Annotated in this window: 12 protein-coding genes; 7 read left to right on the top strand and 5 right to left on the bottom strand. The window is 64.4% G+C overall.

Going from position 1 to position 12,607, the window contains the following annotated elements; all coding sequences use genetic code 11:
* Window positions 1-23 precede the first annotated feature (23 nt).
* Together MBA17_RS13505 and MBA17_RS13500 are read left to right on the top strand one after the other, a co-directional pair.
* Window positions 24-848 (top strand): helix-turn-helix domain-containing protein, encoded by an 825-nt coding sequence (locus tag MBA17_RS13505; protein ID WP_238496770.1) that lies wholly within the window; start codon window positions 24-26, stop codon window positions 846-848.
* On the top strand, window positions 839-1,051 hold the full coding sequence (locus MBA17_RS13500; protein ID WP_238496769.1) for a DUF397 domain-containing protein: 213 nt from the start codon (window positions 839-841) through the stop codon (window positions 1,049-1,051). Before MBA17_RS13505 ends, MBA17_RS13500 begins: the two co-directional genes overlap by 10 nt.
* A 161-nt stretch (window positions 1,052-1,212) precedes the next feature.
* Here the strand turns inward: MBA17_RS13500 and MBA17_RS13495 are convergent, their stop codons facing one another.
* The 5 genes from MBA17_RS13495 to MBA17_RS13475 form a co-directional block, all read right to left on the bottom strand.
* Complete coding sequence (locus MBA17_RS13495; RefSeq protein ID WP_238496768.1) at window positions 1,213-1,593, bottom strand: VOC family protein; 381 nt, start codon at window positions 1,591-1,593, stop codon at window positions 1,213-1,215.
* 39 nt (window positions 1,594-1,632) lie between these two features.
* Entirely contained in the window at window positions 1,633-2,013 is a 381-nt protein-coding gene (locus MBA17_RS13490) for a hypothetical protein (RefSeq protein ID WP_238496767.1), read from the bottom strand.
* Entirely contained in the window at window positions 2,010-2,246 is a 237-nt protein-coding gene (locus MBA17_RS13485; protein ID WP_238496766.1) for a hypothetical protein, read from the bottom strand. Before MBA17_RS13485 ends, MBA17_RS13490 begins: the two co-directional genes overlap by 4 nt.
* Before the next feature lie 60 nt (window positions 2,247-2,306).
* Entirely contained in the window at window positions 2,307-3,209 is a 903-nt protein-coding gene (locus MBA17_RS13480) for a DUF2293 domain-containing protein (RefSeq protein ID WP_238496765.1), read from the bottom strand.
* A gap of 184 nt (window positions 3,210-3,393) precedes the next feature.
* Entirely contained in the window at window positions 3,394-3,864 is a 471-nt protein-coding gene (locus MBA17_RS13475) for an SSI family serine proteinase inhibitor (RefSeq protein WP_238496764.1), read from the bottom strand.
* A gap of 318 nt (window positions 3,865-4,182) precedes the next feature.
* Here MBA17_RS13475 and MBA17_RS13470 point away from each other — a divergent pair, with 318 nt between their 5' ends.
* The 5 genes from MBA17_RS13470 to MBA17_RS13450 form a co-directional block, all read left to right on the top strand.
* Entirely contained in the window at window positions 4,183-5,241 is a 1,059-nt protein-coding gene (locus MBA17_RS13470) for a trypsin-like serine peptidase (RefSeq protein ID WP_238496763.1), read from the top strand.
* 512 nt (window positions 5,242-5,753) lie between these two features.
* The gene (locus tag MBA17_RS13465) at window positions 5,754-7,319 is read left to right on the top strand and encodes a trypsin-like serine peptidase (protein WP_238496762.1); all 1,566 of its coding nucleotides are present in this window, start codon (window positions 5,754-5,756) and stop codon (window positions 7,317-7,319) included.
* A gap of 304 nt (window positions 7,320-7,623) precedes the next feature.
* Window positions 7,624-8,712, top strand: a complete 1,089-nt coding sequence (locus tag MBA17_RS13460; protein WP_238496761.1) for a trypsin-like serine peptidase — start codon at window positions 7,624-7,626, stop codon at window positions 8,710-8,712.
* Between the two features lie 410 nt (window positions 8,713-9,122).
* Window positions 9,123-10,715: a trypsin-like serine peptidase gene (locus MBA17_RS13455; RefSeq protein WP_238496760.1), complete on the top strand. Its 1,593-nt coding sequence runs from the start codon at window positions 9,123-9,125 to the stop codon at window positions 10,713-10,715.
* A 938-nt stretch (window positions 10,716-11,653) separates the two neighbouring features.
* The coding region (locus MBA17_RS13450; protein ID WP_455432759.1) for a trypsin-like serine peptidase at window positions 11,654-12,607 on the top strand (954 nt) is incomplete at its 3' end.

The following is a 12,607-nucleotide window of genomic DNA, read 5'->3' as shown; positions in this document are numbered from 1 at the left end:
GAATCGGCTACCAGGGTGAGCCCTTGAAGGCCGTCCGGATTTCGTTGAACTCCGACAGGAAGGGCATAGTGGCCGACCTTTATGCGCCTCAGGCGATCTGGGGCAGGGAACTGCGTCACTACCGCCAGGCGGCGAGCCTCACGCAGGCCCAGCTCAGCCAGAAGATCCACTTCAGCGAGTCGCTGATCAGCGGGGTGGAGACAGGGCAACTCCCGGCCAGTCCCGAGTTCGCCCAGAGCTGCGACGAGGCCCTGGGGACTGGGGGGTGCCTCCATCGACTGCTCGACTGGCGACGCGGTCAGCACATCCCGTCGTGGTTCGGCAGGTGGAGAGACAAGGAACAGGCTGCCACCACGCTTCGAACCCACGAAGCGCTTGTGATTCCTGGGCTACTGCAAACCGAGGCGTATGCCCGTGTCCTACTAATGGGTGACGAAACAGCTCTAGCAGTCCGTCTGGATCGTCAGACCATACTCACCCGCGATGATCCTGCCCCACCAATTCTTCGGTGCGTGATCGACGAGGCAGTTCTCCATCGTCCGATCGGCGGACCTGCGGTGATGCGTGCACAACTAGAGCACTTGATCTCGGCGATCAACCCGCGGCTCAGTGTTCAGATCGTTCCGCACGGGATGCATTCGGGGCTACTCGGGGGATTCGCAATCGCCACGTTCGACGGAGGAAGCGACATACTGTATGCGGAGACGGCCATCCGAGGTATCACCACGAGCGATCCGGAGGATGTAGCAGCGGCAGTGGAGTGCTTCGAGGCCATTCGCACCGAAGCCTTGCCGCTCGCCATGTCCGTGGATCTGATCAAGAGGACGGCAGAGGAAAGATGGACCTGAGTAATGCGACGTGGTTCAAGTCGAGTTTCTCTGGAAGTAACGGCGGCAACTGCGTCGAGGTCGCCCGGATCAACGGCGAGCCGGGCCATGCCGGGCTGATCGCGGTGCGTGATTCGAAGGACCCCGACGGCCCCAAGCTGTTCTTCACCCCGCCCGAATGGGACGCCTTCCTGAGCGGTGCCAAGGCCGGCGAGTTCGGCTGAGGTCTGGTGCTTCGTCAGGGCGATGCCGTCCTGACGAAGCAGAGAGCTCTACCTCACCTCGCCCTCATCCATAGAGGGCTAGGCGAATTCCTCCCATGAGGCGACCGGCAAACCAGGCCGGCAACCCAAGCCGACAAACCAGGCCGGCGTCACCAGGCCGGTCAGTTCGCCGGGCTCTCCGGAACCAGGCAGAAGGGGTGACCTGCGGGATCGGCGTAGATCCGCCATGACTGGGCGTCGTCGAGAAGGGTCGCCCCGAGGGCGACGACCTGCCGGTAAGCCTCATCGAGATCGGCTACGTCGATGTCGAGGTGAAACTGCTGTGGCCGGGTGGGGTCCGGCCACTGGGGCGGGTGATAGTCGTCGACTCCCTGAAAGGCGAGGACCAGGCCGGTGTCGGTGTGGAGGGTCGCCCACTGCTCGTCGAGGCTCCACCGGCGGTCGGGCCTGTTGACCTCACCGCCCACCAGCACCTGGTAGAACCGGGCGAGCGCAAGCGCATCGGGACAGTCGAGCACCACACACTGCAGATTGCCGATCACTTACACTCCTGCGCGCAGAAACGGCACCGAGACATCTGGTTACTGGGCATGCTTCAACTGATGGACTCGCTGCTTCGACAGCCCCATCAGCCTGGCTCCGTCGCGCTCCGTGATTCCCTCGGCCGTGAGGGCACGGGCGGCTGACTTCGCCGCATCGTCATAGGCGGCGGTGACATCCTTGACCCTCCCCGCCAGCTCTGTGAAGCGGTCTAGGGCGCGAGCCGCCTCAGTTCCGATGTCATAGACATACTCGACCGTCAGTTCGTCAGACTCGCAGTCGGCGAGCAGTGGCAAGGCGGCACGTGCCTCGTCCATCATCTCGTCGAGGGTCTTGCCCGCGAAGCTGCCGGGAACGTCCACCGGGAGGCCGATCCAGTAGCCATCTTCCCGGATCACCTTGACCCGTACCGTGATGCTCACTGCAGCCAATCCTTTCCGAAGACGCCTTCCAGATCCTGGCTCAGCCGCGCCAGTCGAGATGGGGTCAATGCTCGCGTGGGCACAGTCGCGCGGGCAAGGACCTTCTGCTCCGAATCGAGAAGAAGAAGCGTGCGGCCCGTCGGATGGTCTTCCACCCAGTCTGGACGAACACCCTTCCGACGTGCCAACTCATAGATCCTGTCTCGTATCTCGGGATACGTACGCAGCGTCACCCACGAAATCTAGCCTACTAGGCGACAACGCACCTAGTGAACTAGGCGACCCGCGGGACCTTAGATGAGGTGACGGAATCGCTCCAGTATCCGGTCGATCGTAGGGCGGATCTGGTCGCGGGCCGTCATCCGGGGGACGCCTGACATCAGGAGCCGGTCGTAGTCGGTGTCGAGGTGGCGGATGGAGGCGATCACGGCGAGGGTGATCGCGTTCTCGTCGAGCGCGCGGGCGGCAGCCGTACGGCCGACGCGGCCGCTGCCTCGCACCGCGGCGTGGGCGGCGATCGAGTCGGCGCGGGCGGCGTCGATGCCGGGGAACAGGCGCAGGATCTCGGCGGCCATCCGGGCCTGGAACTCCACGTCCTGGTCGGCCCGGCGTTCCCGGTCACGGTCGCGGCGGCGCTGCCGTACCTCTTCGTCCGCGAGGCACTGTTCCTCGGCCTGCGCCAGCGCCGCCTCTTCGATGAGCACGCCCTGGCGTTGGTAGACCTTCCGGCGGCGGTTGAACTGGACGACGACGGCCGACAGGCCGCTCTCCTTCTTGGCCCGGCGGCTCATCGCGGCGTTCCCAGCCGGCAGGAAGACCAAGTGGTCCATGTCCGCGCAGCTCAGGCAGTGTGGGGCGTCGTCTTCCATGATCAGGTAGGGGCCGGTGCCCTGGCAGGTGGCGCAGGTCCAGTCGTCGAGGGGGGCGACGACGACGAGGTCGGGCACCTTGGCCGGCCTCGGCTTGGCGCCGGGAGTGACCCAGTGGGTACGGCAGGCGCGTTCGACGTGATCGTCGGCGGTGGCGGTGAAGCGGAGCTCCCGGCGGTCGCGCGTGCCACCCGGATAGGGGGTTTCGACCGGGGTGAGCCCTTTCTCCTCGGCCCATCGCCGGAGCAGGTCGACCGCCGAGGCGAGCCGGTCTGCGTCGACCGCCGCCAGCTCTTCGAGGTGTGACACCCGGCCTTGACGCCACATGTCCAAATGGCGAGATTTCAACCAGCGGAGACCGGTGAGCACGTCAACGAAAGTGACATATTTTCGGTTGGCGAGCGCGATTTCGGCCGCATCAGCGACCCTGCGCGCCAGGCTGGGGCGGCTCATCCCTACAGATTAGAGTCCGGGTCGAAAATAACGACCCGGACTCATGATTCGACATCTGTCAGAACCTGTAGACAGAGCCCGTCGTGGCGTTGAGTGTGCAGGAGTTGGCGAAGGTGCGCTGGTAACGGATGTAGTTGCCGTCCCAGACGCCGTTCGCGGTGACCGTCACCGGGTTGTACTCCCTGGTGCAGGCGAGTCCCCAGGTCGGGCGGAGGTAGGCCGGGTTGCCGTTCGCGCGGGCGAGCTGGATGCACGCCGACCAGGCGTTCGGGTGCCCGGAGTGCCTGGGCGAGCAGACCAGCTGCACGCGCCGATCGGGCTGGTCATACGACTGCCAGCTCTCGCTGATGGTGAGCGTGAGCGTACGGCGTGGGCTGTATTCGGGCTGCCAGGGCCACCACGAGAAAACGTCACCAGGCGGCGGCGTGGTGACGCCCTCCGTGGCTGCGGCGGCGGGCGTGGCGGTGGCCAGGGTGGCACCGATGAGTAGGGCCGGGCCGAGTGCGGCCAGGCGCGCGAAGCGACGCATCAATCCCCCGATTGTGGTTGACATCGATTGCGCGCTCAGCCTCTCCCATCACTCCAGTTCACCTGCGAAACGACACTTCAAGATTTGGCTAATTGGGACGCGATGATCACCAAATCGGTTCCTGCCGCTCAGTAACGAAGCGATAACGGTCCGGCTGTTTGCCCAGTTTCGGGCTGCTTGGACCATGATCAGGTGGCTACGGTCTCTTCTTGTCTCTTTACGCGGCCATGGACTGTCCTTTGACAAGTCTTGACCAAGGCTCGTACGGCTGCGCGGCGCAAGGCGTCCACGCCGCACGACGATCATGAAGGAGCAAGATTGAACACCCGAGCCAAGCGCCTGGTCCTCCCGCTCGGAGGCGTCGTGATCGCCTCGACAGTGGTGGGCGCGTCGCTCGCCACTTCGGCAGAGGCGGCACCTGAGCGGAAGACGCACTCGCTGTCCTCGACCAAGAGTGCGAAAGCCGTCGCGGGCAACTGGACGGCCAGCAAGCTCAAGGCCGCCAAGCACTACACAGAAGACGCTGGAGCGTCAGGCAAGTTCAAGACCTCCAAGAAGGCCGCAGCGGATGGCAAGTCAGGGCTCGTCGCCCCGACCGACGTCAACCGCTCCGCGGGCAGGGCGAAGAACGTGAACCTGCCGACCACGGTCGGCCGCGTCTTCTTCGAGGTGGACGGCCAGCCGTACTACTGCTCCGGCTCCGCCATCGAGTCCAAGTTCAAGAACCTCGTCGCCACCGCGGGTCACTGCGTCTACGACACCGACAAGAACAAGCCGGTAGACAACTTCGTCTTCATCCCCGGCTACTACGAGACCAAGGCGCCGTGGGGGATCTACGTCGGCGCCAAGATGCACACGCACTACGACTTCGATGTCTTCGAGGACTATGACAGGGACTACTCCTTCGTCAACGTCTACAACGGCATCAAGCAGACGGACAAGGGCTGGGTCGACGCCGGTCGCCTGAGCGACAACGTCGGCGCCCAGGGCTTCGCGTGGAACCAGAAGCTCGGCAAGAACGTCTTCGCGTTCGGCTACCCGACCGGTCCGCACCTCGACGGTAACAAGGCCTACACCGGCGAGACCATGAAGCACTGCTACGGCAAGACCTACGCGGGTCCGGCCGTGCCGAAGTACAAGGTCGAGGAAGGAGTCGCCATCAAGTGCGCCTTCACCCCCGGCTCCAGCGGCGGCCCGCTTCTGCTGCAGTACAGCAACAGCAAGCGCGTCGGCTACCTCAACGGTGTGGTGAGCCTGGCTCTCGACACCGATGGCAACCAGAGGTATGACCGCGTCTCCTCGCCGTACTTCGACGGCGAGACCGCTGGGATCTACAAGTACGCCTCCAACCTCTGGACCGGTAAGTTCGCCGGCTGAGTGTTGATCAGGTGACGTGCGAGAGGGCTCGGTTCCGACCGAGCCCTCTCGTCCTCTTATATGACCTTGTTATATGACCTTGGCCGAGACCTCTTGTAGTGGCTGAGACGCGCGCCTCCCGATCGCGGCCCGCAACTATGCGGCAACGGGCTGCGACTCGCTCGATCCGGTTCCCTCGTCGGCGAACTTCTTCACGGAGACTCTGCGCCTCGCGTCGACCACGCAGTCTCACCCATCACTCCAGGTCACAGGGGGAACGCCACCCCAAAGCGCAGCAATATCAGACGCAGCCGTTCCCAGTTCGGTTCCATGGCTTTGATAACAACACGGTAACGGTCCGGCCATTTGTCCGGTTTTCGGCTGCTTAGACCATGATCAGGTGGCTACGGTCTCTTCTTGTCTCTTTACGCGGCCATGGAACGTCCTTAGACAAGCCGTGACCAACGCTCGTACGGCAGCGCGGCGCAGCACCCCCTGATGCCCCTCCGTACGACGATCGAGAAGGAGCTAGATTGAACACCCGAGCCAAGCGCCTGGTCCTCCCGCTGGGAGGCGCTCTCATCGCCTCGACCGTGGTGGGCGCGTCGCTCGCCACCTCTGCTGAGGCGGCACCTGACCGCAAGACCCACACGATGTCCACATCGGGCGACGCGAAGTCCATCGCCGGCAACTGGACGGCGACCCGCCTCAAGGCGGCGAAGCACTACACCGAGGACGCCGGCGTTTCCGGCAAGCTCTCGACCTCCAAGAAGGCCTCGGCCGACGGCAAGGCGGGCCTCGTTCCCCCCACCGGCCAGGGCAAGGGCAGCGCCGGCAAGTCGAAGAACGTCAACCTGCCCCTCACGGTCGGCCGGGTCTTCTTCGAGGTGGACGGCAAGCCGTACTACTGCTCCGGCTCCGTCGTCGAGTCCAAGTACAAGAACCTCGTCGCCACCGCGGGCCACTGCGTCTACGACACCGACAAGAACAAGCCGGTCCAGAACTTCGTGTTCATCCCCGGTTACCACCAGGGCAAGGCTGCCCGGGGCATCTACGTCGGCGCCAAGATGCACACGCACTACGACTTCGACGTCTACGAGGACTACGACAGGGACTACGCCTTCGTCAACGTCTACGACGGCATCAAGCAGACCGGCGAGAAGGAAGTCGTCAAGTCCGAGTACGACAAGCACAAGGGCTTCAAGTACACCGTCGACCGTAAGATCACGGCCGACGAGTACGCCAAGGGCATCGACAAGTACGGCCTCAACGGCCCGTTCTGGAAGAAGCTGACCGACCCCAAGGTCGAGACCGTCGCCAAGCCGGCCGACGCCCAGCAGCACCTTGAGGAGTACATCAAGGAAGGCCGCAACGGCATCAAGCTGGCGGCCGAAGAGGTCACCGAGGCGGTCTACAAGGCCGCCCCCAGTGGCCTGGACAACAACGCCAAGTTCGAGCGCAAGTCGAAGAAGCAGCCGATCACCCAGCAGGAGTACCAGCAGCTCCTCAAGGACAAGGGTGACGGCAAGTTCCTCGGCAAGCTCGAGGCCGACAAGGACACCAACGGCAACGAGACCGCCTGGTACAAGACCAACTTCTTCATCAAGAAGTGGGTCAAGACCACGGTGAAGGAGGAGTACTACCAGTCTCGCTACTTCATCAAGACCTTCGCCAGCGCCGGCCGCCTGGGCGACAACGTCGGCGGTCAGGGCTTCGCCTGGAACCAGAAGCTCGGCAAGAAGGTCTTCGCGTTCGGCTACCCGACCGCGGCGCACCCCGACGGCAACAAGCCGTACAGCGGCGAGACCATGAAGTGGTGCTACAACAAGACCTACGCGGGTCCGGCCGTGCCGAAGTACAAGGTCGAGGAGCAGGTCGCCATCAAGTGCGCCTTCACCCCCGGCTCCAGCGGCGGCCCGTTCCTGCTGCAGTACAAGAGCAGCAAGCGCACCGGCTACCTGAACGGCGTGGTGAGCCTGGCTCTCGACACCGACGGTAACAAGCGTTACGACCGCGTCTCCTCGCCGTACTTCGACGGTGAGACCGCGGGCATCTACAAGTACGCCGCCAACCTCTGGACCGGCAAGTTCGGTGGCTGAGGACTGATCGGTTGAACGCGAAGGGGCTCGGTTCCGACCGGGCCCCTTCGTTCTCTTTGCCAACGGATTTCACGACGTGCTCGTACGACGGAAACCCCGTTGACGTAGTCCTTATACCAGCGAAGGCACGCTTGATCAGGTAACGGACCAGAGCCAGATCGACCAAGCGCGATACCGAAAAGCTAATTGATCTGGGAAAATCGCTCGAACACAGCTTTCGTTCCCCCCACGACAGCGGAAAGGCCAGGTCCACATGTCTCCCCGCGCAAGGCGGCTCACGGCTGCACTCGCCGGCCTCTTGGTCGTGGGTGCGATCGTCGTGCCCGCATCCGCGGGAGCCGCGTACGCCCTGGCTCCCTCCGCTCGCGTCCCATCCGCGGTCCTGTCCTTTCCTCTCGCGCAGAGCAAGGCCCACGTGACCGCGGTCGAGGAGTTCTGGAAGCCCGACCGCCTGAAGAAGGCCGACGACTCCACTCCGAAGACCGCCGACCCGAAGGCCGAAGCCGCCTCCTCGGCAGCCGCCGCCCGATCGGCCGGGAACACCGCCGCGACCGCGGTGACCGCGGTGACGAACCCCCTCTCCGCCGCCCTCTGGACCGTTCAACCGGCGCTGCCCACCAAGAAGCCGGCGACCTCCACCAGCCCCGCCACCGTCGGGAAGGTGTACTTCCGAACCGGGCAGAAGGAGTACTGGTGCTCGGCCACGGCCGTGCGGGCGCAGAGCCGCAGCCTGGTCGCGACGGCCGGGCACTGCGCCTTCGACCTGCGCCAGAACAAGGCCGTCGACTACTGGGTGTTCGTCCCGGCCTATCGCGAGGGGTCGCAGCCCGAGGGCATCTACGTCGGCCACACGCTGACCATGCACACCGATTACGCCAAGGGCGACTACGACTACGACTACGCCTTCATCACGGTGCACCGCGGGTTCAAGTGGGAGGCGACCAAGGACGCGAAGGGGCAGAGCACCTACCGCAAGGTGGATGTCGGCCTGCTCCAGGACCAGGTGGGTGGCCAGGGCATCACGGCCGGCCGGGGGGCTTCGGTGGCGGCCACCGCCTTCGGCTATCCGGCGGGACCCCAGCCTGACGGCAGCCGCCCCTACAACGGTCACTCGCTGAAGTCGTGCGCGGGCCAGACCCGGAAGGTGGGATCGCCCACCTACCTCCTCGACCGCGGCATCGCCATCAAGGGCTGCACGTTCACCGCCGGCGCCAGCGGCGGTCCGTGGCTGATCGTCTACAACCCCGCCACCGGCACCGGCCTGCTCAATGGGATCAACAGCCTCAGCTGGAACCGGAAGGCCGACGGGAAGAACGACGAGATCTCCTCGCCGTACTTCAACGCGTCCACCCAGATCATCTACAACTACGCCCAGAGCCTGAAGGCGGCGTGACCGGTTAGATGGTGTTTGTCCCCACTTGCGTGTGACGCGGGCCCCGGCGGATTCGCCGGGGCCCCGCCGTTTGGGTCGGCTTAGACGTGCTGGGCACCGAATCGGTGCCATCTGCTTGATGTGATCTGAGTCACACCAGAATGGTCACTCTGCGCGATCATAGCCGTCGGGCCACATTGGCCCCACTGACACCATCCTCACAGTGGCCTGCGGAAACAGTTGCCACTCGAGGAGTCCAGGCCCCACTCACACTCAGCGCCCAAATATCACGAAAAGGTCACGCACTCTCAGGCCCCGTTTTTCGTATCAAAGCAGCTATCTGCACTCAAGATCGGCGCTGTATGTTCCTGGCTGTCCCTTTACTGACGCATGAGACGCAAGTGCGTCTCACGACAGCGCAAGGAGTCACCTTGAAGCGCATCCTCCTCCCCGCCACTGGCGCGATCATCGCCACCGGCCTGCTGGCCGCCGGTCTGGCCGGTGCCGCCCAGGCAGCGCCGACCCAGGCGACCGACCCGCTGGCGGCCAAGCCCGCCGACGCCGCCTCGGTGGCGAACTTCTGGTACGCGGCCAACGGCGCGGCCATGAAGAAGGCCAAGGAGTACCAGTGGGACTCCAACGTCACCAAGACCAAGCTGGTGTCCGGCGGCGGTTATAGCCCCGACGGCAAGCCCGGCCTGGTTCTCCCCACCGGCGCCAAGAAGGTCACCCCCGGCGTGGTCAAGAACATCAACCTGCCGCTGACCGTCGGCAAGGTGTTCTTCCAGACCAGCAAGGGCGACCTCGGGTTCTGCACCGGCACCTCGATCGACGCCAAGTACAAGAACCTGGTCGCGACCGCCGGCCACTGCGTCTACGACGTGGCGAGCAACGGCGATGTCATGCGGAACTGGGTGTTCGTCCCGGGCTACCACGAGGGCAAGGCTCCTCGCGGCGTCTACGTGGGTAAGACCGCTTACACCCACTACGACTTCGACAACTTCGAGGACTTCGACCGCGACTACGCGTTCGTGACCGTGTACAACGGCTTCTCCCTCGACTCCTCCAAGCAGGTCCTCAAGTCCGAGTACGAAGCCTGGAAGGGCGAGAAGTACACCAAGGACAAGGAGATCTCCAAGGAAGAGTACGAGGAGGGCGTCAAGAAGTACGGCGAGAACGGCCCGTACCAGCGCAAGTCCGCGGACCCGAAGGTCGAGACGGTCGCCAAGCCGGCCGACGCCCAGCAGAACCTGGACAAGTACCTCTCGGCTGATGGCTTCAACGGCATCAAGCTGACGAGCGCCGAGGTCACCGAGTCCGTGTACAACGCGGCCCCGACTGGACTCGACAACAACGCCAAGTTCGAGCGTCTGTCGCAGAAGGTCGCGATCAGCCAGGACGAGTACAAGGCTCTCCAGACTGCCAAGGGCGACGGCAAGTTCCTGGGCTCGCTGACCACGAACGCCGCTGGGACCGCTTGGTTCAAGCAGCAGTTCTTCGTGAAGAAGTGGGTCAAGACCTCCGTCAAGGAGATCTACTTCGTCCAGTACTACTTCATCGTCTCGGCAGTCGACCGCGGTTCCCTGGGCTCCCAGGTCGGCGGCCAGGGCTTCGCGTGGAACCAGAAGAGCGGCCAGCCGGTCTTCGTGTTCGGCTTCCCGGCGGCGCCCCACGCGGACGGCAACAAGCCGTTCACCGGTGTCACCATGAAGTACTGCTACAACAAGAAGCCCAGCGGCAAGATCTACACCGCCGCCGCGTACAAGGTCGAGGAGCACATCGCGATCAAGTGCGCCATGACCGCTGGGTCTGACGGTGGGGCGTGGCTCATCAAGTACAGCAACGCCAAGCGCATCGGCTTCGTCAACGGTGTCACCAGCCTCTTCGGCGACCAGGACCAGAACGGTCGCGTTGACGCGATCTCGACCGCCTACTTCGACGGCGAGACCGCCACGGTCTACAACTCCGCCGCGAACAAGTGGTCCGGTTCGATCGTGTCCAAGGACGGCATCGTCCTCCGCTAGATCCCGAGGATCGTCGTTCGAGCGAGAGGGTCCAACCCTCGAACTCACACCAGTTCCATCGCAGGGCTCGGCTTCGGCCGGGCCCTGCGCCTGTTTCAGGGGGCACACGCATCGCCGTGAGCCTGATCGCAGGGCTCGGCTTCCGCCGGGCCCTGCACCCGTTCAGGGGTGGCGCACGCATTGCCATAAGGGTTCCGCGTCCGCCTCCGGGATGTCGAAGCACTCGCCGCTCACCGGGTGCACGAGCGAGCCCGCCGCTCCGGTCACAGCCGGGCCCTGTGCCACTTCGCGGGCACACGCATCGCCGTGGGTCCGATCGCAGGGCTCGGCTTCCGTCGGGCCCTGTGCCACTTCGCGGGGCACACGCATCGCCGTAGGTCCACTCGCTGGGCTCCGGTCAGCCCCCGGTTACGCCCCAACACGGGGCGCATGAGCCGCTCTGAACACCTTGCGGGCCCCGGCTCCGGCAGAACCCCGCTTGCCTCTTTTGCGGAGCGCGCGCGTCACCCGCAGACCCCGGAACGCCTACCCGCTCGCGCCTGGAGGCGTTCCGCGACTCACAAGTCATGACCGGTTCAATCCTGTTTGTCCGGACTCCCGAGGTGGGGCCCGCCGGTGAGGTGGTCGCGTTAGACGCGATGAGCGCCGAATCGGTGCCACTTCAAAGTGTGATTTGCGTCACACAAGCCTGCCGGCTCCACCCCTTGGTTCACATTGACACCACTTACACCATTCTTATGTTGATCTGCGGAAACAGCCCCCACAGGAGGGCTGGGCCCCTGCCCACTCCGTGCGGGCGAAAACCCCTTAACGGGTCGCACGCCAACAAGTGCTGACCCTTTCCACCAAATCTCCATGATCAACCATGTATTGTCCTGGCTATCCCTTTACTGACGCATGAGACGCAAGTGCGTCTCACGACGGCGCAAGGAGTCACCTTGAAGCGCATCCTCCTCCCCGCCAGTGGCGCGATCATCGCCACCGGCCTGCTGGCTGCTGGACTGGCCGGTACCGCTCAGGCGGCCCCCAAGCTGGCCAGCGACGCGTTGGCCACCGCACCGGCTGCGGCCGCCAAGGTCGCCAGCTTCTGGCTCGACTCCAACGGCAAGGCCCTCAAGGCTGCCAAGAGCTACGAGACCGCGGTCAGCGCCGTCGGCGCGAAGCTGGAGTCCGGCGGCGGTTACAGCCCCGACGGCAAGCCCGGCCTGGTTCTCCCCACCGGCGCCAAGAAGGTCACCCCCGGCGTGGTCAAGAACATCAACCTGCCGCTGCAGGTTGGCAAGGTGTTCTTCCAGACCAGCAAGGGCGACCTCGGGTTCTGCACCGGAACCTCGATCGACGCCAAGTACAAGAACCTGGTCGCGACTGCCGGCCACTGCGTCTACGACACCGCCACCAACGGTGACGTCATGCAGAACTGGGTGTTCGTCCCGGGCTACCACGAGGGCAAGGCTCCTCGCGGCGTCTACGTGGGTAAGACTGCTTACACCCACTACGACTTCAGCAACTTCGAGGACTTCGACCGCGACTACGCGTTCGTGACCGTGTACAACGGCTTCTCCCTCGACTCCACCAAGCAGGTCCTCAAGTCCGAGTACGAAGCCTGGAAGGGCGAGAAGTACACCAAGGACAAGGAGATCTCCAAGGAGGAGTACGAGGAGGGCGTCAAGAAGTACGGCGAGAACGGCCCGTACCAGCGCAAGTCCGCGGACCCGAAGGTCGAGACGGTCGCCAAGCCGGCCGACGCCCAGCAGAACCTGGACAAGTACCTCTCGGCTGATGGCTTCAACGGCATCAAGCTGACGAGCGCCGAGGTCACCGAGTCCGTGTACAACGCGGCCCCGACTGGACTCGACAACAACGCCAAGTTCGAGCGTCTGTCGCAGAAGGTC

The organism is Dolomitihabitans soli (assembly GCF_022213955.1).
In the GTDB taxonomy this organism is placed as follows: domain Bacteria; phylum Actinomycetota; class Actinomycetes; order Streptosporangiales; family Streptosporangiaceae; genus Streptosporangium_A; species Streptosporangium_A soli.
Note: the sequence above shows the minus strand (reverse complement) of the source record. Positions and strands in the feature narration are given on the sequence as shown.

Excerpts from the sequence above, each read along its gene's own strand:
- MBA17_RS13500 (WP_238496769.1), top strand. The coding sequence starts at position 839 with ATGGACCTGAGTAATGCGACGTGGTTCAAGTCGAGTTTCTCTGGAAGT.
- MBA17_RS13475 (WP_238496764.1), bottom strand. The coding sequence starts at position 3,864 with ATGCGTCGCTTCGCGCGCCTGGCCGCACTCGGCCCGGCCCTACTCATC.
- MBA17_RS13480 (WP_238496765.1), bottom strand. The coding sequence starts at position 3,209 with ATGTGGCGTCAAGGCCGGGTGTCACACCTCGAAGAGCTGGCGGCGGTC.